Here is a 22,387-nt window from a genome sequence, read left to right on the forward strand (position 1 = left end):
GGCTTCTACTGCTGGACGCCTCCCGCGTGGCTGACCAGGCCCACGGGGTTCCCGGACGGGTCGGCCACCGTCGTGAGGACGCGGGTCGGGCCGTCGGGCGAGGGGGCGTCGAGCACCCGGCCACCGTTGGCGTCGGCCGCGCCGAGGGCCGCGTCGACGTCCTCGACCGCGACCCACAGGACCACGCCGGCGTCCGGTGCGGGCGGCCGGTCGGTGACGAACTGGCCGATCACCCCCGGCGCCTCGAACCCCGCCTCGCCGGCATCGGTCTGCCAGCCCAGAACGGCCGCGTAGAACCGGGCGGACGCCGCGAGGTCCGTGGTGGGGACCTGCAGATAGCAGACCTGGCCGTGGACGATGGTCATCGTTCCTCCGTGGTGTTGTCGGTCAACAGGTGGAGCACGCTTTCGGCCCACCAGGTCTCGTAACGCTCCGGCGGCCAGCCGCGCCGGCGGGTCAGCCGGACGAACACCGCCGGGTCCATCAGCAGCCAGACCGACTCGGTGGCGTCGCCGGCCGTGAGGCCGGGCCGCAGCGGCGACAGCGCGGCGACGCCGTCGACCATCCATCGCGCCGTGATCGCGCGGCGCTGTTCCTGGTCGTCGACGAGCCGAGCCACCACCGGGTCGCTCGCGGCCGCCTCGTACGCGGCCAGGATCACGCCGGCCGAGCGTTCCTGGGCGGCGCGCAGGACGGTGGCGGTGACGCGGAGCAGTCCGCGTGCGCTCGTCTGCCGGCGCGCAACGGTCGCCCAGTCCCGGTCGAGGACGGCGACCGGCTCGTCGTCGCCGGCGATGGCCACGTCGATGACCGCGGTGAGGAGTCGCGACTTCGTCCCGAAGAGCAGCTCGACGGTCGGCACCGCGACGCTCGCCCCGTCGGCGATCGAGCGAATGGTCGTCGCCGGGTAACCGTGCTCGACGAAGAGCCGGTGGGCGGCCCCGAGGATCCGGGATCGCGTCCGCATGGCCTGCTCGGCCCTGATGCGTGAGCGGTAGGGCCGGGCGGCCCCGCGATCCGCGGTCGCCGTGGGCATCCACCCAGGTTAGCTATGGACCACCCTTAGCGAAAGGGGCTCGCTAGCCTCCGCGTATGCCTCCCGCGCTCGCCGACGAGCGGTCGGTCACCGTCGTGCTGTGCACCGACGACGGTCAGGTCGTCGGCCAGCTCCCGTCACCGGTCGTCGTCACCCCGCGGTGGTGGCCCGAGGTGGACGCCGTGGTGGCCGCGGTGGAGGCGCGCTACGGCCTCGTCGTCACCGTGCTGCGGCTGCTCACGACCGACGCCGACCATGCCGGTGGCGAGGTCACCTACCTCGCCCAGATCCGGTCCGGGCCGTCGACCCCGACGACACCGGCGGCCGGACCGGTCGCCGCCGCCCTCGAGAGCGACGCCACGAACCGGCTGTGGTGGGCCGAGCCCGGAGGCCTCGACCACCTGCCCGCATGGGTCGACGCGGCGTTGCGGGCCCACGGCCGGCGCCGGACCGGGGTGCTCCGACAGCGCAAGACGTGGAACCTCTCGGTCGTCGTCACCGCGCCGACCGACGCGGGGGAGGTGTGGTTCAAGGCGACGCCGCCGTTCCTCGCCGACGAGGGGAGCGTGATCCGGCGGGTGGCGGCCGTCGACCCGGAGCTCGTGCCGGTGGTCCTCGCGCACGACCCCGGACGGCGGGCGATCCTCATGGAGCACGTCCCCGGGCAGGACGAGTTCGGGCTCAGCGACGGCGCTGTGGCGGAGGCCATGGTGCGGCGATGGGTGGCCGTCCAGGGTGCCCTCCTCGGCGACATCGAGCACGTCCTGGCGGTCGGTGCCCGGGACCGTCGCTCCGGAGCCCTGGTGGCGGAGGCGAAGGCGCTGCTGGGCCGGCGGGAGGTGCGGACGGCCCTCAGCGCGGGGGACCTCGCGGCCGTGGAGACCCTGGTCGACGGGCTGCCGCGCCGCCTGGACGACATCGCCGCGTGCGGGTTACCGGACACCGTGCTGCACGGCGATATGCACCCCGGCAACTGGCGGCGCGACGGTGACCGGTTGACCCTGCTCGACTGGGGCGACGTCGGTGTCGGTAACCCGATGGTCGACCAGCGCGCCTTTGTCGAGCGACTGGCCGATCCCGAGCTGCGGGAACGCATCTCGGCCCTGTGGACCCAGCTGTGGGCGGAGCAGGCACCCGACAGCGACCCGGCGCGAGCCGCATACCTGCTCGGTCCGGTGGCCCAGCTGACGGCGGCCGCGACGTACCAGCGGTTCCTCGACCACATCGAGGTGACCGAGCGGGTCTACCACGCGCTCGACCCGGCGGACCGGTTGCGGGCGGCCATCGCCGCGAGCTCGTGACCGCGTCTCGCGCTCAGGTCGACGAGCGGCGGCGGCGGGCCCGGTAGGCGGCCGCCTTCGCCCGGTCGCCGCACCCCCGCATCCCGCACCACCGGCGTCGGTGTCCGCGGGAGCGGTCCACGAACGGCCGGGTGCAGCGCGGGTCTGCGCACCACGTGAGGGACTCGCCGTCCCGATCCGCGTAGAGCGCGAGACAGTCGCGGGCCAGGTCCGCCAGCACCGCCGGCACGTCTCCCCGCCACCGGACCGCCGCGTCGCGGCCGAGGCAGACCTGCCGGCCGGGCTGCGTCGCGAGCTCGTTGACCAGCGCCCGGTCCCGGGCTGCCGGTCGGGTTCCGTCGATGCGGGCGGCCAGGAGCCGGAACATCGCGTCGCGGGCGTCGCGGCCGCGCTCCAGGTCGGACGCCGTGACCGTCGACCGCGAGCCGACGAGCCCGGACTGCTCGAGCCAGTCGGCGAGGTCGGCGGGCACGCGAAGGTGCTCGACGTCGGACGTGCCGCGCTCGGCCACCGTGGCGACGAAGTCGAGCACGGGCCGGTCCGCGATGAACTCGAAATCCACGTCACCATCTTGACAGGTGACGCAACGATCGGCAACGGTGGACGCGTCACCGGTCGAGGAGGTGATCCAGGTGTGGCGGTACGTCGTCGGCGCCGGGTTGGCGCGCACGGCCGACGAGGGTGCCCGCGTGGGTCTTGTCCTGCTGGCGGTCGAACGGACCGGTTCCGCCTCCCTCGGAGGCGCCCTCGTCGCCGCCCTGCTCGTGCCCCAGGTCGCGGCGGCCCCGCTGGTCGGCCGGGCGGTCGACGGCGCCGCACGCCCGGCCCGGACGCTCGGGCTGCTCCTCGGCGGCTTCGCGGTATGCCTGGGGCTCACCGCCGCGGCTGTGGGCCGCGTTCCTCCCGGCCTGGTCCTCGTGCTGCTCGTCGCGGCAGGGTCGATGGCTCCGGCGGTCACCGGTGGCCTCAGCAGCCGGCTCGGGGAGCTGGTCACCCCGTCGCGGGCACCGCGGGCGTTCGGCGTCGACTCCATCGTCTACAACGTCTGCGGTGTCGCTGGGCCGGCCCTGGTCGGCCTGCTCGCCCCCGGCGGCTCGGGGCCGCCGGTGCTCCTGCTCGCGGTCGGGGGCGTCATCGGCGCGCTGGTCGTCGGCCGGCTGCCCCTGGGTCCACGGCGGCGGGGCGACGAGGCGAGGAGGGCCGGCCGACCGCGGTGGGCCGGGTCGCTGATGATGCGGGACCCGGTGCTGGGCGCGGTGACCGCTGTCAGCTGTGTCGGTCAGGTGGGGCTCGGAGCCCTGGGTGTCGTGGTGGCCGTGGTGGCGGCCCGGTCCGGTTCGGTCCAGAGCGCTGCGCTGGTCCTCGCGGCGCTGCCGGTCGGCGCGCTGGTGGGGTCGCTGGCCTGGACCCTCCGACCGGCGAGCGCGCGGCGTTCGCCGGCAGTGGTCGCGTGGGGTCAGCTCGCCGTCGGCCTGCCCATCGCCGCGGCCGCCGCGGTGCCGGGCCTGGTCGCGGTCGCCGCGCTGCTCGCCCTCTCCGGGTTGGCGCTCGGACCCGCGACCGGGGCGTTGTTGCTGACCCGCCAACGCCGGTCGCCGCCGCACCAGCTGGCTCAGGTGTTCAGCCTGGGCGCCGGCCTCAAGTTGGCCGCCGGCGCGCTGGGAGCGGCGCTCGCCGGACTGGTGGCGGACCTGGACTTGTGGGTCCTGCTACTCGCCTGTGGCAGCGCCCCGGTCGTGGCCGGCCTGGGCGGCGCGGTAGCGCTGCGGGTGGCGGACCGCGCCGTGGTCAGCCGAGGGCACGCAGGCCCGGAAGCACCTGCCCGGCGAACGTTGTGAGGAACCGTGACTGGTCGTGACCCGGGCCGTGGAAGACCAGGTGGTCGAACCCCCAGTCGACGTACTGCTTGACCTTCGCGACGACCTCGTCCGGGTCGGCCGAGACGATCCAGCGGGACGCGACCTGCTCGTCGGACAGCTCGTCGCCGAGCTTCTCCATCTCGAGCGGGTCGCTGGTGCCGTGCTTCTGCTCGGCGGTGAGGGCGAGCGCCGCCCAGAACCGGGTGTTGGCCACGGCCTGGTCGTGGTCGGGGTCCCAGGAGAGCTTGATCTCGATCATCCGGTCGATGTCGTCTCGGGTCCGGCCGGACTTCTCCAGACCCTCGTCGACGGCGGGCAGCAGCTTGTCGACGTAGAGATCCTCGCCCTTGCCCGAGGTGCAGATGAACCCGTCGCCGGAGCGACCCGCATACCGGGCGACGAGCGGTCCGCCGGCGGCGACGTAGACCGGGATCGGCGTCTCCGGCTTGTCGTAGACCGTGGCGTCCTGGGTCTCGTAGTAGTCGCCCTCGAAAGTGACGCGGTCCTCGGTCCACAGCTTGCGCATCAGGGTGACCGACTCGCGCAGCCGGGCGAACCGCTCCTTGAACTCCGGCCACTCCTTGGCCTCGCCGTGCGCGCCGACGGAACCCACGACGACCTCGTTCAGCGCCTCGCCGGTGCCGACGCCGAGCATCACGCGGCCGGGGTAGAGCGCACCGAGCGTTCCGAACGCCTGCGCGACCACCGCGGGGTTGTAGCGGAACGTCGGTGTCATCACCGAGGTGCCCAGCTGGACCCGGCTGGTCCGCTCGCCCACGGCGGTCAGCCAGGACAGCGAGAACGGCGCGTGCCCGCCGTGGTGACGCCACGGCTGGAAGTGGTCGCTGATCATCACGGAGTCGAGGCCGACCTCCTCGGCGAGCACCGAGTAGTCGAGCAGCTCGCGCGGTCCGAACTGCTCCGCGGAGGCTTTGTAGCCGATCTTCAGCGCCATACGGCGAGCGTATGCCCGGGGGTCTGGACCTGCTCCTGGGGGCCATGTGCGCTCGCGATAGCGTCCGGGCCATGGGATCGCTGTGGCACCCGTTCTCGGACATGGCCGTCGTCGAGCGGGACGGTGAGCTGGTCATCGACCGCGGTGAGGGGGCCTACGTCTGGGACGCCGACGGGAACCGTTACCTCGACGCGACCGCCGGCCTGTGGTTCGCGAACATCGGCCACGGGCGTTCGGAGCTGGCCGACGCGGCGGCGGCGCAGATGCGGAAGGTGGCCGCCTACAGCACGTTCGGCGACTACGTGACGGCGCCGACCGTCGAGCTGGCCGAGCGGCTGGCGGGGATCGCGCCGGTACCCGGTAGCAAGGTGTTCCTGACGTCCGGCGGTTCCGACTCGATCGACACCGCGGCCAAGCTGGCCCGCCGCTACTGGGTCGAGGCGGGACATCCCGAGAAGACGGTGATCATTGGTCGCCAGAAGGCGTACCACGGGATGCACTACGCGGGAACGGCGCTCGGCGGCATCCCGGGCAACGTCGAGGGGTACGGCGTCCTGGTGCCCGACACCGCGACCGTCGAGTGGGACTCCGTCGACGACCTGCGCGCGACCGTCGAGCGGGTCGGTCCCGAGCGGGTGGCGGCCTTCTTCTGCGAGCCGGTGGTCGGCGCCGGCGGCGTGTACCCGCCGCCCCCGGACTACCTCGCGGGGGTGCGCAAGCTGTGCACCGAGATGGACGTGCTGTTCGTGGCTGACGAGGTGATCACCGGGTTCGGGCGGATCGGCGGGGCGTGGTTCGCGTCGTCGAAGTTCGGGCTGGAGCCGGACCTCGTCACCTGCGCGAAGGGGCTGACGTCCGGGTATGCGCCGATGGGCGCCGTGCTCGTGGCGCCGCGGGTGTGGGAGCCGTTCTTCGGACCGCAGCCGGGGGTGTGGTGGCGCCACGGGTACACCTACTCGGGCCACGCGGCGTCCTCGGCCGTCGCGCTGGCCAACCTCGACGTCATCGAGCGGGAGGGCCTGCTCGACGAGGCGGCCCGGCTGGAGACGACGCTCGCTGCGCGGCTCGGCCCGCTGGCCGAGCTCGAGGGCGTCGTCGAGGTTCGGTGCGGGACGGGAGCGTTGGCCGCGGTCCAGCTGGCCGACCCGCCGACGGCCATGGCGCTGGCCAAGCGGCTGCGCTCGTTCGGGGTGGTGACCCGCGCGGTCGGCGCCGGCGGGATCCAGGTGTCGCCGGCGTTCGTCATGACCGACGACCAGGTCGGCGACCTGGCCGACGCCATCACGGCCGCCCTCGCCGCCTGACGCGCGATCCCGCCGACGCAACGACTGACGGCGTCGTCAGTCGTTGCGGCGATCCGGGGCGTTCGGCCTCCACTACTGACGGTCTCGTCAGCTGTTGCGGAAGCGGCGCTCGCTCTCCTGCTCGTGGGCCAGTCGCCGCAGCGCCACGAGAACGGGGTCAGTGACGACGGTCCCGACCGCGACGTGCCGCAACGCGCCGCTCGGCGTCTGTACGGAGGGATCAGCCAACAGCGCGTCCACGTCGTACCGCGCGACCTCGCCCAGCGCCTGTCCGTAGGCCACCAGCCGCTCTCCGGTCACGGCGAACCCGGCCCGCTCCGCGGTGTCCAACGCGGCCTGGAGGTGGGCCAGCGCCCGCGGCTCGCACTCGCCCCACCCCAGCCGCCGCAGCGCCGCGTGCGTCTCCTCGGCGATCTCGACGTCCGGCGGGGGACCGTTGATCGCCTGTTGCGCGACCCCGAAGATGTCGTGCTGCGACGGCGGCGGCTGCTCGATGGCCTCGACGATCCGGCGTACCCCGTCGATGCTCAGCTGCGCCCCGTCGACCAGCGCGCGGATGAGCCGCAGCCGCTCGACGTGCTCCGGCCCGTACTGTGCCCGCGTCGCCGACACCCGCTCTCCTGCGGGGAGCAGGCCCTCCCGCAGGTAGTACTTCACCGTCGCCGACGGCACGTCGGTCGCGGCGCAGAGCTCTGCGAACCGCATACACCCTCCTCTTGACATTGGAGAGTAACACTATCCATACTGGACGCTTCCCCTCGAAGGAGCTCGACGTGGCGAAGATCCAGACCGGCCAGACGACCCATGAGCACGACGGCGCCATCGGGGTGTTCCTCATCGGGATGCGCTTCAACCGGCTGCACCGACCAGACCAGTGGGGGCCGGTCTTCATGGCGATGCCGAGGATGCTGGCCGAGCTCTACGGCAACCGGGCGGCCGCGGCGCGCGGTGAGGCCGAGGACCTCGGGTTCCTCGGCGCCCGCACCCTCCTGGGCGGCAAGGGGGTGACGGTGGTGCAGTACTGGCGCAGCGTGGAGGACCTCTACCGGTACGCGTCCGCGCCGGACCACGAGCACCGGCCGGCCTGGACCGCGTTCAACGTCCGCGCCCGCAAGGCCCAGGGCGTCGTGGGCATCTGGCACGAGACCTACGCGGTCCCGGCCGGCGCGCACGAGAGCATCTATGACGGGACCCCGGTCATAGGGCTGGCCGCGGCGACGTCCTCGGTGCCGGTGCCCAGCCGGAAGCGCTACGCCCGCCTCCGGGAAGCGGCCGCGACCTCCGCCGAGGATCAGTAGACGACGACCTTGTCGCCGAGGTTGACCTGGCCGAACAGCGAGGCGATCCCGGCGAGGTCACGCACGTTCACGCACCCGTGGGAGGCACCCGCATACCCGCGGGCCGCGAAGTCCGACGAGTAGTGCACGGCCTGGCCGCCACTGAAGAACATCGAGTACGGCATCTTCGAGCCGTAGAGCGTCGAGGTCCAGTCCTGGCTCTTCTGGAAGACGCTGAACACGCCCTCCCGGGTCGGGGTGTACTCCGACCCGAAACGCACCGCGAGCTTCATCTGCGGCGCCCCGTCGATGACCCAGGTCAGCGTCCGGCTCGACTTGCTGATGCAGATGACCCGCCCGCTCATGCACCGCGGGTCGAGGCCGGCCGCGGAGACCGGAGCCGCCGTCGGCTTGACGTTGTTCAGCTCGTCGTCGGTGGGCTTGCGGGTCATCGCGCTGAGCTTGTCGAGGGTGCGCTGGTCGACCTCGCCGGTGACGGGGATCTGGCGCTTGTCCTGGAACGACTTCACGGCCGCGGCGGTCGTCGCTGCGTAGGCGTCGACGACGTCACCGCTCCACCAGCCGATCTGCTTCAGGCGGGACTGGAGGTCGCGGACCTTGGCACCGGTCGACCCCTGCTTGAGGATCGCCGGTCCGGGGGTGAGGGTGTTGCTCAGCTCGTCCTTGGTCGGCTGCCGGGTCATCGAGGTGAGCGAGGCCCAGGTGGCCTGGTCGACCGAGCCGGACTCCGCCATACCGCGCTTGCTCTGGAAGCCGCGAACCCCGGCAGTGGTCACGGCGTCGTAGCTGCCGCTGACATTGCCGTCGTACCACTCCAGCTGCTTCAGGCGCGCCTGCAGCTCGCGGACCTGGTCGCCCTTGGTGCCGCCGGTCATGAGGTATGCCGGTGCGGCTGCCGTCGGGGACGGCGCCGCCGTGGCGGTGGAGGTCAGGCTCGGAGCCGACTCCGTCGTGGTCGGCGTCGCGGTCGTCGCGGTCGTCGCGGTCGTCGTGGACGGTGTCGCCGTGGTCGGCGAGGCGGCGGTCGTGGCCGTCGTCGTCGGGGTGTCGATCGCTCCGGCCCCTCCGACGGTCGGACCGCACGCGCTCAACAGCAGCGCTCCCGCCGCAAGAGCCGTCACCAGGCCTGCGCCTGCCCTCATGCCATTCCCCTGATCTGCCTGGCCGTGCCGGTGTGCCGGCCTACGGGTGTTTACGAGATACCCACTGCTTGGGGTTGCCCCGTCCGAGTCGCGAGAGGCACGCGTGAGGGCTCCTCACCGTACGCTGCGGCCGCGAACGGCGGTATGCCTCGACTCGCGCCTTGAACAAATCGTGACCTACCCGTGTGACGGCCCCTGTGACGGCCCCTGTGACGGCCCCTGTGACGGCTCAGGCGTGGTGCGTGTTCTGCGCGCGGCGGAGCACCTCGGTGAGCTTGTTGGCTCCGGCGACGACCGTTGCCGCGTGCAGGCGGCCGGGCTGGCGGGAGAGCCGCTCGATCGGCCCGGAGATCGACACCGCCGCGACCACGCGGCCGGACGGCCCGCGGACCGGCGCCGAGACCGAGGCGACTCCCGGCTCGCGCTCACCGACACTCTGGGCCCAGCCGCGGCGGCGGACCGCGGAGAGGGCTGTCGCGTTGAACTTGGCGCCCTGCAGCCCGCGGTGGAGCCGGTCCGGCTCCTCCCAGGCCAGGAGAATCTGCGCGGCGGAGCCGGCCAGCATGGTGAGGCTCGACCCCACCGGGATCGAGTCGCGCAGGCCGACCGGGCGCTCGGCGGCAGCCACGCAGATGCGCTGGTCGCCCTGGCGGCGGAAGAGCTGGGCGCTCTCGTTGGTGTGGTCGCGGAGCGCACCGAGCACCGGGCCGGCGGCGGCGAGCAGGCGGTCCTCACCCGCCGCGGACGCGAGCTCGGCGAGCCGGGGGCCGAGGACGAAGCGGCCCTGCATGTCGCGGGTCACGAGGCGGTGGTGCTCGAGGGCGACGGCCAGGCGGTGCGCGGTCGGGCGGGCGAGTCCCGTGGAGCCGACGAGCTGGGCGAGAGTGGCCGGACCGGCCTCGAGGGCGCTCAACACGGTGGCCGCCTTGTCGAGGACGCCGACCCCACTGGAGTTGTCCATGTACTGATACTGCCGTCTCAGTGCCTGAGACGCAAGTTCCGGCGCGCCGGAGTTGGGCCACGCTGAGAAGGCCTGAAGACTCGTGGAGGTTCGACAATGGCGGGAACGCTGGCCGAGAAGGTCTGGGAGGCGCACGTGGTGCGCCGGGCCGAAGGTGAACCCGACCTGTTGTACATCGACCTGCACCTCCTCCACGAGGTCACCAGTCCGCAGGCTTTCGACGGCCTCCGGCTCGCCGGTCGCACGGTCCGGCGGACCGACCTCACGGTCGCGACCGAGGACCACAACGTCCCGACGACGCCCGGACCCATCCTCGACCCGGTGAGCAAGACCCAGGTGGAGACGCTCCGGCGCAACTGCGCGGAGTTCGGCGTCCCGCTGTTCCCCATGGGCGACATCGACCAGGGCATCGTCCACATCATCGGCCCGCAGCTCGGGCTCACCCAGCCCGGGCTGACCATGGTCTGCGGCGACAGCCACACCTCGACCCACGGTGCCTTCGGGGCGCTGGCGTTCGGGATCGGGACGTCCGAGGTCGAGCACGTGCTCGCGACCCAGACCCTGCCGCTGAAGCCGTTCCGCACCATGGCCGTCGTCGTCGACGGCGAGCTGGCTCCCGGAGTCACCGCCAAGGACATCGTCCTGGCGGTCATCGCCAAGATCGGCACCGGCGGCGGTTCGGGCCACGTCATCGAGTTCCGCGGGAGTGCCATCGAGACGCTGTCGATGGAGGCCCGGATGACGGTGTGCAACATGTCGATCGAGGCCGGCGCCCGGGCCGGGATGATCGCTCCGGACGAGACCACGTTCGCCTACCTGAAGGGCCGTCAGCACGCCCCGCAGGGCGACGACTGGGATCGCGCCGTCGAGTCGTGGCGACGGCTGCGCAGCGACGACGACGCCGAGTTCGACACCGTGGTCCACCTCGACGGGTCCGCCCTCACCCCGTTCGTCACGTGGGGGACGAACCCGGGTCAGGGCCTGCCGCTGTCGGAGAGCGTGCCGGACCCGGAGTCGTTCGCCGACGAGGGTGACCGGCAGACCGCCGAGCGCGCCCTCGCGTACATGGGCCTCGAGCCGGGGACGAAGCTGCGCGACATCCGCGTCGACACCGTCTTCCTGGGTTCCTGCACCAACGGCCGGATCGAGGACCTGCGCGCCGCCGCCGACGTCATCAGGGGTCATCAGGTCGCGGACGGCGTTCGGATGCTCGTCGTCCCCGGCTCGACGCGGGTCCGGCTGCAGGCCGAGGCCGAGGGCCTCGACGACGTCTTCTCCGCGGCCGGGGCGGAATGGCGGCTCGCCGGCTGCTCGATGTGCCTGGGCATGAACCCCGACCAGCTCGCGCCGGGGGAGCGGAGCGCCTCCACCTCCAACCGCAACTTCGAGGGCCGGCAGGGCAAGGGCGGGCGGACGCACCTCGTCAGCCCCCTGGTCGCGGCCGCCACGGCGGTCCGTGGCACCCTTTCGTCGCCGGCCGACCTGGTGGAGGCCTGAGATGGAGCAGTTCACGACGCATACCGGCATCGGGGTTCCGTTGCGGCGCACCAACGTCGACACCGACCAGATCATCCCGGCGGTCTATCTCAAGCGGGTGACCCGCACCGGGTTCGAGGACGGCTTGTTCAGTGCCTGGCGCAACGACCCGTCGTTCGTCCTCAACAACCCTCGGTACGCGCACGGCTCGGTCCTCGTCGCCGGGCCGGACTTCGGCACCGGGTCCAGCCGCGAGCACGCGGTGTGGGCGTTGATGAACTACGGCTTCCGCGTCGTGATCTCGTCGCGGTTCGCCGACATCTTCCGGGGCAACAGCGGCAAGGCGGGGCTGCTCACGGGCCAGGTCGCCCAGGACGACGTCGAGCTGATCTGGAAGTACCTCGACAACGAGCCGGGCGCGCAGGTCACCGTCGACCTGGTGTCACGGACGGTGACCGCCGGGGAGATCGTCGCGCCGTTCCAGATCGACGACTACACGCGCTGGCGACTCCTCGAGGGACTCGACGACATCGGTCTGACGCTGCGTCACGAGGCCGACATCACGACGTTCGAGCAGAGCCGGCCGGTATGGAAACCCACGACCGAGCCGGTCGACACGCCGAATGGGCGTGTCGCGGCGGAGAGTACCTTCGCCTCGTCCTGACCGGGTCGCCAATCGGCGCACCAGGAATCGGAATCCGCCACGTGGTGGGGGCGAAGCCTCTCGACGGCCGGGTACTGAGGCCTGAAGTCGTTGTGCCGCAACCCGGTTCGAGGTTTCCGGCGGCATCGCCACGTCCGCGGACGTGGATGGGTCGGGGCCATCGCTTGTGACTCCTGGGGCACATGAGATGCGACGACCCTGTCGTTCGACTCCGAATCTGTTGCGAGACAACGGAATGACGACGTTCGGTGATGGACTCACGCGCTGACACCGCCTAACGTCTGCAGGGAGCCGGAATCGGTCCGGCCGCGTCAACGTCGGGCGGCTGCCCGACCCGCAGGCTTTCGGAGGATAAACGTGAACAAGGCAGAGCTCATCGGTGCTCTCGAGTCCAAGCTCGGCAGCAAGAAGGCCGCCAGCGACGCGCTCGAGGCCGTCCTCGACGTCATCATCCGCGAGGTCGCCAAGGGTGGGAAGGTCGGCATCACCGGGTTCGGCACCTTCCAGAAGGTCGCGCGAGGGGCCCGCACCGGCCGCAACCCGCGCACCGGCGAGACGGTGAAGATCAAGAAGACGACGGTGCCGAAGTTCAACGCCGGCACCGCGTTCAAGAAGGTCGTCGCCGACCCGCGCCAGCTCCCGAAGGCTGCGGCCGCCGGTGGGCGCGCATCGGCGGGAGCGGCCGTCAAGGCCACCACCGCCGCGGCGGGTGCCACCAAGACCGCGGCCAAGCGGGCGACGTCGACGACGAAGGCGGCCGCGACCAAGACCGCCAAGGCCGCTCCGGCCAAGGCGACGCCGGCCAAGCGGGCCACGACGACGAAGGCGGCCGCGACCAGGACCGCTGCGACCAAGACGGCCAAGGCGGCTCCGGCGAAGAAGGCGACCGCGACGAAGGCCGCGGCCACCAAGGCCGCTCCGGCCAGGAAGGCCGCGACGACAAAGGCCACTCCGGCCAAGACGACGACCCGCCGGGCGGCCAGGAAGGCCTGACCCGCAACGACGGCGACGACCGGGCGGATCCCATCAGGGTCCGCCCGGTTCGTGTGTCTAGGTGGTGCGCGAGGGGCGACGGGGCCGTCAGCGGATCGGCTGGCCCTCGCCGATCCCCACGATCCAGAGGCGGGTCACCGTCTCGCCGCCCAGCTCGACGCTGACGCGCTGGCCCACTCGCAGGTGCCGTAGGCCGCTGCGGAAGAACACCTCGCTGTCGAACCAGCGCTCGACGCCGTCGTCCAGCAGCACGCTGCCGAACCCCGTCTGCTCGTCGAAGCCGTGGACGCTCGCCTGCACGCCGGCCACCCTAGCCGGAGGACCGGCTCACGCGGGCGTGGCGATCCGCAGCTCCCCGACGGTCAACCGGGTCACCGTCGTCTGGCCGGCCCGTCGGGCGCCGCGCGTACCGCGCCCGTCGCCCTCGTGTGATCGTGGGAAGAAGGTGACCTCAGAGGGTCTACTTCTTCCCACGATCCGCTGCACTGGGTCGTCGGCTGCAGCGGTCCGGTTGCGGCTCAGAGCCCGATGAGATGGGCGAGCAGTGCGGCGGTGTTCGGGCCGACACCCAGCCGGAGCGCCTCGCCGAGAGAGGCTTCGTCGTCGACGTCCCGACGCAGGCGTTCGAGGTCGAGCGCGAGACGAGTGCTCCCCCCGGACTCGTGCCGAGTGGCCGAGCCGGACCCGAAGACCGGCCGTATCGCGGCCGCCATCCGCGCCCCCAGCAACACGGTGCCGGTGCCCTCCGCATCGGGGACGAACCAGCGGTCGCAGGCGTCACCCGCCACCAGGGCCGCTCGGAGGTCGGGCGCACGCAGGGCCGGCACGTCGCCCAGCAGCACGGCGGCCGGCTGCTCGGACGGCAGGCCTCCCAGCGCGGCATGGACGGCCTCGTTGAGACCGCGACCCGGATCGTCGAGGGTGCCGACGCCCACGGGAGCGACCGCCGCGAGCACCTCGGCGTCCGAGGTCACGACGACGACGTGGTGCGGACCGACGGCCTCCGCTGCGGCGGTGACCGTGTCGATGGCCAGAGCGCGGGCCAGAACCAGCCGGTCGACACCGTCAGGGGCCCGCAACCGGCTCTTGGCATCAGGGCCGCCCTTGACGGGGATGACGACGTGCCACGTGCCCGGTGGGGCCGGGGGCCGCAGGCGGGACGTACGGTCGTTGATCCAGTCGCTCATCGCCGTCGAGTTTTGCAGCCACGCGGCAGGCTGCTCGACACGGGGGAGGATGGACAGCGAGGATGACCGCACCCGCGCGGCTCGAACGCCGTGGCGCACGACAGAGAGAGGCCCCTGGTCCTGTGGAACCAGCGCGACACCGTGGCCGGCTGAACCCGGCCTACCGGACGGCCGCCGCGATGGTGCTCCCGTTCGTCAAGGCCACGACCAGGCAAGAGTGGAGCGGGTGGGAGAACCTCCCCCCGGAAGGCGGCTTCGTCGCCGCTCCGAACCACATCTCCTACTTCGACCCCTTCTCGGTCTCTCACTTCCTGTATGCGAGTGGCTGTGAGCCGTACTTCCTCGGCAAGGAGGAGGTGTTCCGGATCCCCGTGTTCGGACGGCTGCTCCTCGCCTCGGGCCAGGTGCCGGTCTACCGCAAGACGGGCCGGGCGGCGGACGCATACCGGGCCGCCGTGGAGGGTGTCGAGCAGGGCAAGTGCATCGTCGTCTTCCCCGAGGGCACCCTGACCCGCGACCCCGACCTCTGGCCGATGGTCGGCAAGACCGGCGCCGCCCGCATCGCGCTGCAGACTCGCAGGCCGGTCGTCCCCCTCGCTCACTGGGGCGCGCAGGAGGTGATCCCCACCTACGGCAAGGGGATCCACCTCGTCCCGAGACACACGATGCGGGTGACCGCCGGTCCCGCCGTCGACCTCAGCGACCTCTACGACCGCCCGATCGACTCGGCCACGCTCAAGGTCGCCACGGAACGGATCATGGTGGAGATCACCGACCTGCTCGAGGGGATCCGTGGCGGGCACGCGCCGGCGATCCGCCATGACCCCCGACAAGCGGGCGAGCCCGACATCGGCAACTTCAAGAAGGGCAAGCGATGAGCGCGCGAGCCGCGGTACTCGGGACCGGCAGCTGGGGGACCGCCTTCGCCGCCACGATGGCCGACTCCGGGTCGACGGTGCACATGTGGGGCCGCCGCCAGGAGGTCGTCGACCAGGTCAACGCCGGGAGCAACGCCTCCTACCTGCCGGGAATCGAGCTGCCACAGGGGATTCGCGCAACAGTCGACCCCGAGGAGGCGCTCGACGGGGCCGAGGTCGTCGTCCTCGCGGTGCCGTCGCAGACTCTTCGGGGCAACCTCGAGGGCTGGGCACCGCTCCTCCCGCCCGACGCTGCGGTCGTCTCGCTGATGAAGGGCATCGAGCTCGGCACGACGAAGCGGATGAGCGAGGTCATCGCGGAGGTTGGCCGGGTCGACGCTCATCGGATCGTCGTCGTGTCCGGACCGAACCTCGCCCGCGAGATCGCCGAGCACCAGCCGGCGGCCAGCGTCGTCGCCTGTCTGGACGAGGCGACCGCGGAACGCGTCGCCACGTCGTGCGTCACCCCGTGGTTCCGGCCCTACACCAACGCCGACGTCATCGGGATCGAGCTCGGCGGGGCGGTGAAGAACGTCGTGGCGCTGGCCGTCGGCATGGCCGCCGGGATGGGGATGGGGGACAACTCCAAGGCGTCGCTCATCACCCGCGGGCTGGCCGAGACGGCGCGCCTGGGGTCTGCGCTGGGGGCCGACCCGGCGACGTTCATGGGCCTGGCCGGCGTCGGCGACCTCATCGCCACGTGCATGTCCCACCTGTCGCGCAACCGGACCTTCGGCGAGATGCTCGGCCAGGGCATGAGCGTGGCCGAGGTCGCGGCGCATACGAGCCAGACCGCCGAGGGCGTGAAGTCCTGCGAGTCCATCCACCAGCTCGGCATCGACCACGGCGTGGACATGCCGATCGTCGGCGCGGTCGTGGGCGTCGTCCGGGGCGAGGTGACGCCGCGCCAGATGGTCAAGGAGCTGATGACGCGGTCTCTGAAGTCCGAGGGGGACTGACCCGGCTCAGGCCGATGCGGCGTCGAGGGCCTGGCTGAGGTCCCGCCACAGGTCGTCGACGTCCTCGATGCCGACCGACATCCGCAGCAGGCCCTCCGGGACCGTCGGCGACTCCGCCGCATACTTGCGGCGTCGTTCGATCAGCGACTCCACACCACCGAGGCTGGTCGCGTCGAGCCAGAGGCGGCAGCCGGCGGCGGCGGCGTCCGCGGCGGCCGCACCACCGCGAACCTCGATCGACACCATCGCGCCGAACCCCGGGTAGCGAACCCGGTCGACCGCCGGGTGGTCCGCGGCGCGGCGGGCGATCTCGACGGCGTTCGCGCACTGGCGCTCGAACCGCACGTGGAGGGTGCGCAGTCCGCGCAGCGCGAGCCATGCCTCCATCGGCCCAGCGATCCCACCGTGGACCAGGCGGCGGCGCTGGAGCGCCGTGTAGAGGTCCGCGCGCTGCGTGACGGCGACGCCGAGGAGCACGTCGGAGTGGCCGGAGAGGTACTTCGTGACCGAGTGGACGACGACGTCGACGCCCAGGTCGAGCGGCTGCTGCAGCAGGGGCGTCGCGAAGGTGTTGTCGCAGACGGAGAGAACCCCGCGCTCACGGGCCGCCGCGGCCAGAGCGGGGAGGTCGGCCACCTCGAGCGTCGGGTTGGTGGGGGACTCGAGCCAGAGCACGTCGGCCCCGTCGAGGGCGGCGAGGACCGCTGGGGTGTCGGCGATCTCGACGTGCCGGACGGTGTGACCCTCGGCCGCGTAGTCGGCGAGCAGGGCCGTGGTGATGTTGTACGCGTTGCGCGGTGCCACGACCGTGCCCCCGGCGGGGACGAACGCCATGGCCGCCGCGACGGCGGCCATCCCTGAGGCGAACACGAGGGCGTCGCCGTGCTCCAGGACACCGACCGCCTCCTCGAGCGCGGTCCAGGTGGCGTTGCCGTTGCGGCCGTACCCCGTTCCGGTGAGCGGCGCGGCATACGTCGCGGAGAGCTCGACCGGGGTGTTGACCGGCGCCCCGGGTATGCGTGGGGGCCGGCCGGCCGCGACGACGAGGCTCGCCGGGGCCAGGCCCGCGAGATGGTCTGCGGGGTGGGCCGTCTCGTCCTCGGGTTCAGGGGTGCTACCGGTCACCGGCGACACGCTACCGGCGGGATAGGGTCTGGCCGGTGAGTGACCAGTCCGACGGCTCCTCCCGGAAGACTCGTGTCGCCATCGTCTTCGGCGGGCGCTCCGCTGAACACGCCGTGTCCTGCTCGACTGCGGCGAGCGTCCTGGCCGCGATCGACCGGGACACGTACGACATAGTGCCGATCGGGATCGCCCCCGACGGTCGGTGGGTGCTGGTGGCCGACGACCCGGAGCCGTTGCGGCTCGCCCCCGGCCACGTCCCGGAGGTGAGCGGGACCAGCGACGTGCTGGTACCCCTGGGGTCGGCCCAGCGCTCGTTGACGGTGCTCGACCCGGGCCGGCCGCCGCGCGAGCTCGGCGAGGTGGACGTCGTCTTCCCGTTGCTGCACGGGCCATTCGGCGAGGACGGGACGATCCAGGGGCTGCTGGAGCTGGCCGACGTGCGCTACGTGGGGTCCGGGGTCACGTCGTCGGCGGTGATGATGGACAAGGCGTTCATGAAGCTGGTGTTCTCGGCGGCGGGGCTGCCGATCGTCGACCACGTGGTCGTGACCGACCGGCAGTGGCGGTGCGAGCGCGTGGAGGTCGAGGTGGCCGTGGCGGCACTCGGGTTCCCGGTGTTCGTCAAGCCGGCGCGGTCGGGGTCGAGCATCGGAATCTCCCGGGTGGCGTCGGCCGGGGAGCTGGCGGAGGCGGTCGAGGCGGCCCGGGCCCACGATCCCAAGGTGATCGTCGAAGCCGGCGTCCACGGTCGTGAGATCGAGTGCGCGGTGCTCGGTGGGCGCGACGGCGGTCCGCCCCGGCCGAGCCGGCTGGGGGAGGCTGTCGTCGTCGAGCAGAGCCATGCGTTCTACGACTTCGAGGCGAAGTACCTTGCGGAGGACGTGTCGCTGGTGTGCCCGGCGGACGTGCCGGACGAGGTGGCAGCGGAGATGACCGACCTGGCGGTTCGGGCGTTCGAGGCGGCGGGGTGCGAGGGCCTGGCCCGCGTGGACTTCTTCTACGCCGACGACGGCCGGGTGATTCTCAACGAGATCAACACCATGCCGGGGTTCACGCCGTCGTCGATGTACCCGTATGCGTGGCAGCACAGCGGCCTCAGCTACCCCGAGCTCATCGACGAGCTGCTCCAGCTGGCCCTCGAACGCCCCCTCGGCCTCCGCTGACGCCCAGCCTGGCCCAAGCCCCCGGCCGCTCCGCGAGAGGGGGTGAGTGCGTCGGCGGCCCGAACTGGGCCAGCCGGGATGGTCAGCTGCAGTGGTGGCCGGTCTCGGGCAGGGCCTGGGCGGCCGAGGTGAACGCCGGCAGCAGTGAGCCCTCGGGGACGTCGCCCTTCGGGATAAGCACCTCCAGCGCCGGGTCCCTCCCGTAGGTCACGAACCGGGTCCCATCACTGAGTGGAGTCGCCACCCAGTCGACACCGTTGACGGTCAGGCAGTCGTCGGTGGTCGGTCCGGGCGTCGCGACGCCGCACCGCGCGACGATCGCCGGGTCGCCCCACGCGTGGACCGCGGGATCGGACGGGTCGGTGGCGACGCTCGCGCGGCCGGACACCGAGGCCGGCCACGCGGCGGCGGACTTGACGCATACCGGATCGGCGCCCTTGGCCGGCACGGTGACCGGGACGCCCCTGGAGCAGCCTCCGAGCAACGCGATCCCGGCGAGGAGGAGTAGCGCAGCCCTCAGACGTGCACCACCGTGCAGGTGAGGGTCCGGGTGATCCCCGGCACGTCTTGAATCTTGGCGATGACGAGCTTGCCCAGCTCGTCCACGGTCTTGGCCTCGACGCGGGCGATGACGTCGTAGGGACCGGTGACGTCCTCCGCGAGGGCGACGCCGGAGATGCCGGCGATCGACTCGGCGACGGACGCGGCCTTGCCGACCTCGGTCTGGATCAGGATGTATGCCTGGACCACCTGACACACCTTCTTCCGCTGCTCGATGGGGGCGCGGCGGTGCGCCCAGGGAGGACGCTACCGTGCGCTCAATGGGCCCAGGACAACACGCACGCCGGACGGTGGCCGAGGTCGGCGAAGACGAGCTGCTCGCCATGGTCTTCCCGATCCTCGCCGCCGCGGGTGGGTCCGTCGACGTCACCGTCGGGCCCGGCGACGACGCGGCGGTGCTGGCGCTCGGGGCGGGCGGGCTGGTCGCCACGACCGACGCGGTCGTGCACGGCCGCGACTGGCGCGACGAGTGGTCGACGGGCGCGGACGTGGGCGCCAAGGTTGCTGCGCAGAACGTCGCCGACGTCGCGGCCATGGGCGCCCGGCCGGTCGCCCTGCTCGTCACGCTGGTCATGGCCCCGTCGACCGCGGTGGAGTGGGTGCTGGACCTGGCCCGTGGGCTCGCGTCCGTGACCGGCCCGGCGGGCTGCCCCGTCGTGGGCGGCGACCTGTCCTCCGCGCCGGAGGGTGTGCTGACCGTCTCGGTGACGGCGCTCGGCTCCCTCGACGGCCGACGGCCGGTGCTCCGTTCCGGAGCTCAGATCGGCGACGTGGTCACGGTCGCCGGTTCGCTCGGGCTGTCCGGGGCGGGGCTGCACCTCCTCCAGACCGGCCGCCCGGACGCCGACCCCCAGGCGGTGGCGGTGCACCGCCGACCGGTCCCCCCGATCGGCCTCGGGACGGTTGCGGCCGATGCCGCAGCGACGTCGATGATCGACCTCTCCGACGGCCTGTTGCGGGACACCGCCCGGGTGGCGGCGGCGAGCGGGGTACGCCTCGACCTGGCCTCGGCTTCGCTCGCCGCCGACGTCGCCCGTCTCGAGCCTGCGGTGGGAGCCGAGCTGGCCCGCGAGTGCGTGCTCTCCGGTGGTGAGGAGCACTCGCTGCTGGCGACGTTCCCCAGCGGCTCGGCGGTGCCGGAGGGCTTCCGGGTCATCGGCGCCGTACGGGCCGGCAGCGGGGTCGCGCTCGACGGCATACCGCAGCAGCCGCGCGGCTGGGACCACTTCGCCGGCTGAGCGATCGCGGTTCGTGCGCCTGGGGTACGGAATTCGCGACGGTTGAGAGCACGAACCGGGGGAGAGACGCGACGAAGGCCGGCCACCCCGTGAGGGTGCCGGCCTTCGGTATGCCGTGAGGGCAGGTCAGGCGTTGCGCGCGACCTTGCCGGCCTTGAGGCACGAGGTGCAGACGTTGAGCCGCTTCGGGGTCACGCCGTTGACCAGCGTACGGACGCGCTGGATGTTGGGGTTCCAGCGACGCTTGGTACGACGGTGCGAGTGCGAGATGTTGTGACCGAAGGACGGTCCCTTGCCGCAGACATCGCAGTTGGCAGCCACGGTGGATCTCCTGGTAACTCGAAAGACGAAGTGAAAGGGGCCCGCGACGCACGTGGCCGCTGGGCAACCTGTCAAGAGTAGCCGAGCGCGCACGAGCGACCAAAACGGCGCACAGCCCCGCCGTCCGGCTGAAGGTTTGGGACCTCCCCGGTGGGTGCCGACGAGTAGCCTGCCGTCCCAGGGTCGTGCGGTCCAGCTCGGGAGGGCCGAGGGGCGAGGAGACGAGGGCTGCGGTGACGGGCAGTGACGTGCGAGGCGACGTCCTCACGCTCCTCGACACCGCCGCAGCGCGCCGCTGGGCGGTCGTCACCCGGGCCGCGTTCGCCGCCCGCCGCGCCGAGATCGACGCCCTCAACGTCTTCCCCGTCCCGGACGGCGACACCGGCACGAACCTCTACCTCACCTTCGACGCGGCCCTCGACAGCGCTCGCGTCGAGTACGAGGACCGTGCCCGACGGGGTCACCCGATGGACGACGAGGACCTCGCCACCGAGGCCGACGTCTTCGCCCGCGCCCTGCTGCTCACCGCGCGAGGCAACTCCGGCGTCATCCTCAGCCAGATCTTCCGCGGCTTCGCCGACGAGGCGGCGGCCACGGGGGTGTCCGGCATCGGCGCCCTCGGACTCGCCGGCGCGATGACCCGGGCCGACGAGCTGGCCTGGTCGAGCGTCGCCCACCCCGTCGAGGGCACCATCCTCAGCGTCTCGCGGGCGGCCGCCGGTGCAGCGACGCAGGCGGTCCAGGAGCACGGCGAGGACCTGTACGCGGTCTCCTCCGCTGCGCTCGAGGCGGCCCGGTCGGCGCTGGCCGAGACCCCGAACCAGCTGCCGCGGCTCGCGCAGGCGGGTGTGGTCGACGCCGGCGGCGCCGGCTACGTGCTGCTGCTGGAGTCCCTCGAGCGGGTGGTGACCGGCGACGTGGGCGCCGAGTCGTTCGCGGGCGACGACCCGTTGCGCCGTCGCGCCGGCTGGACCCAGCCGGTGACCCCCGTGCGGCAGGGGACCGATCTCGATCCCGGCGGACCGGCATACGAGGTGATGTACCTGCTCTCCGACACGACCGATGACGCCGTCGAGGTCCTCACGGAACGGCTGGACGGGCTCGGCGACTCGCTCCTCGTCGTCGGGACCGGCGACCTGCACAACGTGCACGTGCACGTCGACGACGTCGGTGCCGCCATCGAGGCCGGCATCGCCGCGGGTCGGCCGCACCGGATCAAGGTGACCCACTTCCGCGACCAGCTGACCCGCCAGCCGGACTCCGACGCGCAGGCCGTGGTGAGCTGCGCGGCCGGCGAGGGTCTGGCCGGGACGTTCCGGTCGGCCGGGGCGGTGGTGGTCCCGAGCGGGCCCCGGCGGCGGGCCAACGCGGCCCAGTTCCTCGAGGCGGTGCGCTCGACCGGAGCCGGTCGCGTGATCCTGCTGCCCAACGACGGCGACACCCTCCTCGCCGCGAACGCCGCAGCCAAGGTGGCCGCCGAGGAGGGCGTCGACCTGCGCGTGGTGGCCGCCCGGACCGCGGTCCAGGGCATCGCGGCGCTCGCGGTCTACGACCCGGCGCAACCGTTCGCCGACAACGTCCTCGCGATGAGCAGCGCGGCGGCCGCCACCCGCAACGGCGCCGTCACCGTGGCCACCAAGGAGGCGCTGACCTCCGGCGGTCCGTGCCGGCCGGGTGACGTCCTCGGCGTCGTCGACGGCGACATCGTCATCGTCGGTGACGACCTGACGCGCGTCGGCGCGGAGGTCGTCGAGCGGCTGCTGTCCAGCGGCGGCGAGCTGCTGACCGTCGTGTCCGGGGAGGAGGCGACCCCGGCCCTGGGCGAGGACGTCGCCGCTGCCGTACGCCGCCACCGCCGGGACCTCGAGGTCACCCAGATCTACGGCGGGCAGCCGGTCTACCCGCTGCTGCTCGGTGTCGAGTGACG

At 72.5% G+C, this 22,387-nt stretch carries 25 protein-coding genes; 12 read left to right on the forward strand and 13 right to left on the reverse strand.

Annotation, left to right across the window (positions count from 1 at the left end; genetic code table 11):
• Window positions 1-5: 5 nt before the first annotated feature.
• Together VIG79_RS09740 and VIG79_RS09745 are read right to left on the reverse strand one after the other, a co-directional pair.
• Window positions 6-365, reverse strand: coding sequence for a VOC family protein (locus VIG79_RS09740; RefSeq protein ID WP_331885017.1), 360 nt, complete (start codon window positions 363-365; stop codon window positions 6-8).
• Window positions 362-1,036, reverse strand: coding sequence for a helix-turn-helix domain-containing protein (locus tag VIG79_RS09745; protein ID WP_331885019.1), 675 nt, complete (start codon window positions 1,034-1,036; stop codon window positions 362-364). The genes VIG79_RS09740 and VIG79_RS09745 overlap by 4 nt, the downstream gene beginning before the upstream one ends.
• A gap of 56 nt (window positions 1,037-1,092) precedes the next feature.
• On the opposite strand from VIG79_RS09745, the gene VIG79_RS09750 reads away from it, so the two are divergent.
• On the forward strand, window positions 1,093-2,337 hold the full coding sequence (locus VIG79_RS09750; protein WP_331885021.1) for an aminoglycoside phosphotransferase family protein: 1,245 nt from the start codon (window positions 1,093-1,095) through the stop codon (window positions 2,335-2,337).
• 13 nt (window positions 2,338-2,350) lie between these two features.
• Here the strand turns inward: VIG79_RS09750 and VIG79_RS09755 are convergent, their stop codons facing one another.
• The gene (locus VIG79_RS09755; protein WP_331885023.1) at window positions 2,351-2,899 is read right to left on the reverse strand and encodes a CGNR zinc finger domain-containing protein; all 549 of its coding nucleotides are present in this window, start codon (window positions 2,897-2,899) and stop codon (window positions 2,351-2,353) included.
• A gap of 37 nt (window positions 2,900-2,936) precedes the next feature.
• Here VIG79_RS09755 and VIG79_RS09760 point away from each other — a divergent pair, with 37 nt between their 5' ends.
• Complete coding sequence (locus tag VIG79_RS09760) at window positions 2,937-4,175, forward strand: MFS transporter (RefSeq protein ID WP_331885025.1); 1,239 nt, start codon at window positions 2,937-2,939, stop codon at window positions 4,173-4,175.
• Here VIG79_RS09760 and fgd read toward each other — a convergent pair.
• Entirely contained in the window at window positions 4,126-5,151 is a 1,026-nt protein-coding gene (gene fgd / locus VIG79_RS09765; protein ID WP_331885027.1) for a glucose-6-phosphate dehydrogenase (coenzyme-F420), read from the reverse strand. The genes VIG79_RS09760 and fgd overlap by 50 nt on opposite strands.
• 71 nt (window positions 5,152-5,222) lie before the next feature.
• Between fgd and VIG79_RS09770 the strand changes: the two genes are divergently transcribed.
• A complete protein-coding gene (locus VIG79_RS09770; protein ID WP_331885029.1) occupies window positions 5,223-6,455 on the forward strand; it encodes an aspartate aminotransferase family protein in 1,233 nt (410 codons plus the stop codon).
• A gap of 87 nt (window positions 6,456-6,542) precedes the next feature.
• Here the strand turns inward: VIG79_RS09770 and VIG79_RS09775 are convergent, their stop codons facing one another.
• Window positions 6,543-7,160 (reverse strand): MerR family transcriptional regulator, encoded by a 618-nt coding sequence (locus VIG79_RS09775; RefSeq protein ID WP_331885031.1) that lies wholly within the window; start codon window positions 7,158-7,160, stop codon window positions 6,543-6,545.
• A gap of 68 nt (window positions 7,161-7,228) precedes the next feature.
• Between VIG79_RS09775 and VIG79_RS09780 the strand changes: the two genes are divergently transcribed.
• Window positions 7,229-7,753 (forward strand): DUF4188 domain-containing protein, encoded by a 525-nt coding sequence (locus VIG79_RS09780; RefSeq protein WP_331885033.1) that lies wholly within the window; start codon window positions 7,229-7,231, stop codon window positions 7,751-7,753.
• Here VIG79_RS09780 and VIG79_RS09785 read toward each other — a convergent pair.
• Window positions 7,747-8,895 (reverse strand): L,D-transpeptidase family protein, encoded by a 1,149-nt coding sequence (locus tag VIG79_RS09785; protein ID WP_331885035.1) that lies wholly within the window; start codon window positions 8,893-8,895, stop codon window positions 7,747-7,749. The genes VIG79_RS09780 and VIG79_RS09785 overlap by 7 nt on opposite strands.
• A 229-nt stretch (window positions 8,896-9,124) precedes the next feature.
• The gene (locus tag VIG79_RS09790) at window positions 9,125-9,856 is read right to left on the reverse strand and encodes an IclR family transcriptional regulator (protein ID WP_331885037.1); all 732 of its coding nucleotides are present in this window, start codon (window positions 9,854-9,856) and stop codon (window positions 9,125-9,127) included.
• Between the two features lie 96 nt (window positions 9,857-9,952).
• Here VIG79_RS09790 and leuC point away from each other — a divergent pair, with 96 nt between their 5' ends.
• From leuC to VIG79_RS09805, 3 genes are all read left to right on the forward strand, one after another.
• Window positions 9,953-11,353 (forward strand): 3-isopropylmalate dehydratase large subunit, encoded by a 1,401-nt coding sequence (gene leuC, locus VIG79_RS09795; RefSeq protein ID WP_331885040.1) that lies wholly within the window; start codon window positions 9,953-9,955, stop codon window positions 11,351-11,353.
• Window position 11,354: 1 nt separating this feature from the next.
• Entirely contained in the window at window positions 11,355-11,996 is a 642-nt protein-coding gene (leuD, locus tag VIG79_RS09800) for a 3-isopropylmalate dehydratase small subunit (RefSeq protein WP_331885042.1), read from the forward strand.
• A 357-nt stretch (window positions 11,997-12,353) separates the two neighbouring features.
• Window positions 12,354-12,989: an HU family DNA-binding protein gene (locus tag VIG79_RS09805; RefSeq protein WP_331885044.1), complete on the forward strand. Its 636-nt coding sequence runs from the start codon at window positions 12,354-12,356 to the stop codon at window positions 12,987-12,989.
• 87 nt (window positions 12,990-13,076) lie between these two features.
• Here the strand turns inward: VIG79_RS09805 and VIG79_RS09810 are convergent, their stop codons facing one another.
• Both VIG79_RS09810 and cofC read right to left on the reverse strand, forming a co-directional pair.
• On the reverse strand, window positions 13,077-13,289 hold the full coding sequence (locus VIG79_RS09810) for a hypothetical protein (protein WP_331885046.1): 213 nt from the start codon (window positions 13,287-13,289) through the stop codon (window positions 13,077-13,079).
• A 218-nt stretch (window positions 13,290-13,507) separates the two neighbouring features.
• Window positions 13,508-14,176, reverse strand: coding sequence for a 2-phospho-L-lactate guanylyltransferase (gene cofC, locus VIG79_RS09815; protein WP_331885048.1), 669 nt, complete (start codon window positions 14,174-14,176; stop codon window positions 13,508-13,510).
• Between the two features lie 122 nt (window positions 14,177-14,298).
• On the opposite strand from cofC, the gene VIG79_RS09820 reads away from it, so the two are divergent.
• Together VIG79_RS09820 and VIG79_RS09825 are read left to right on the forward strand one after the other, a co-directional pair.
• On the forward strand, window positions 14,299-15,054 hold the full coding sequence (locus VIG79_RS09820) for a lysophospholipid acyltransferase family protein (protein ID WP_331885050.1): 756 nt from the start codon (window positions 14,299-14,301) through the stop codon (window positions 15,052-15,054).
• Window positions 15,051-16,052, forward strand: coding sequence for an NAD(P)H-dependent glycerol-3-phosphate dehydrogenase (locus tag VIG79_RS09825; protein ID WP_331885052.1), 1,002 nt, complete (start codon window positions 15,051-15,053; stop codon window positions 16,050-16,052). Before VIG79_RS09820 ends, VIG79_RS09825 begins: the two co-directional genes overlap by 4 nt.
• Before the next feature lie 6 nt (window positions 16,053-16,058).
• On the opposite strand, the gene VIG79_RS09830 is transcribed toward VIG79_RS09825, so the two are convergent.
• Window positions 16,059-17,177 carry a trans-sulfuration enzyme family protein gene (locus VIG79_RS09830; RefSeq protein WP_331885054.1) on the reverse strand — a complete coding sequence of 373 codons (1,119 nt, stop codon included), beginning with the start codon at window positions 17,175-17,177 and terminating at the stop codon, window positions 16,059-16,061.
• Between the two features lie 35 nt (window positions 17,178-17,212).
• On the opposite strand from VIG79_RS09830, the gene VIG79_RS09835 reads away from it, so the two are divergent.
• Window positions 17,213-18,340 (forward strand): D-alanine--D-alanine ligase family protein, encoded by a 1,128-nt coding sequence (locus tag VIG79_RS09835; protein WP_331885056.1) that lies wholly within the window; start codon window positions 17,213-17,215, stop codon window positions 18,338-18,340.
• 82 nt (window positions 18,341-18,422) lie between these two features.
• Here VIG79_RS09835 and VIG79_RS09840 read toward each other — a convergent pair whose 3' ends face one another.
• Together VIG79_RS09840 and VIG79_RS09845 are read right to left on the reverse strand one after the other, a co-directional pair.
• Window positions 18,423-18,788, reverse strand: coding sequence for a DUF3515 family protein (locus VIG79_RS09840; protein ID WP_331885058.1), 366 nt, complete (start codon window positions 18,786-18,788; stop codon window positions 18,423-18,425).
• A 68-nt stretch (window positions 18,789-18,856) separates the two neighbouring features.
• A complete protein-coding gene (locus VIG79_RS09845) occupies window positions 18,857-19,090 on the reverse strand; it encodes an Lrp/AsnC ligand binding domain-containing protein (protein WP_331885060.1) in 234 nt (77 codons plus the stop codon).
• A 71-nt stretch (window positions 19,091-19,161) separates the two neighbouring features.
• Between VIG79_RS09845 and thiL the strand changes: the two genes are divergently transcribed.
• Window positions 19,162-20,139: a thiamine-phosphate kinase gene (thiL, locus tag VIG79_RS09850; RefSeq protein ID WP_331885062.1), complete on the forward strand. Its 978-nt coding sequence runs from the start codon at window positions 19,162-19,164 to the stop codon at window positions 20,137-20,139.
• Window positions 20,140-20,265: 126 nt separating this feature from the next.
• On the opposite strand, the gene rpmB is transcribed toward thiL, so the two are convergent.
• Window positions 20,266-20,460, reverse strand: coding sequence for a 50S ribosomal protein L28 (gene rpmB / locus VIG79_RS09855; protein ID WP_331885064.1), 195 nt, complete (start codon window positions 20,458-20,460; stop codon window positions 20,266-20,268).
• Window positions 20,461-20,693: 233 nt separating this feature from the next.
• Between rpmB and VIG79_RS09860 the strand changes: the two genes are divergently transcribed.
• Window positions 20,694-22,385: a DAK2 domain-containing protein gene (locus tag VIG79_RS09860; RefSeq protein WP_331885066.1), complete on the forward strand. Its 1,692-nt coding sequence runs from the start codon at window positions 20,694-20,696 to the stop codon at window positions 22,383-22,385.
• The last annotated feature ends 2 nt before the right edge of the window (window positions 22,386-22,387 follow it).

The sequence above is a fragment of the Lapillicoccus sp. genome, assembly GCF_036559105.1.
GTDB lineage: Bacteria > Actinomycetota > Actinomycetes > Actinomycetales > Dermatophilaceae > Lapillicoccus.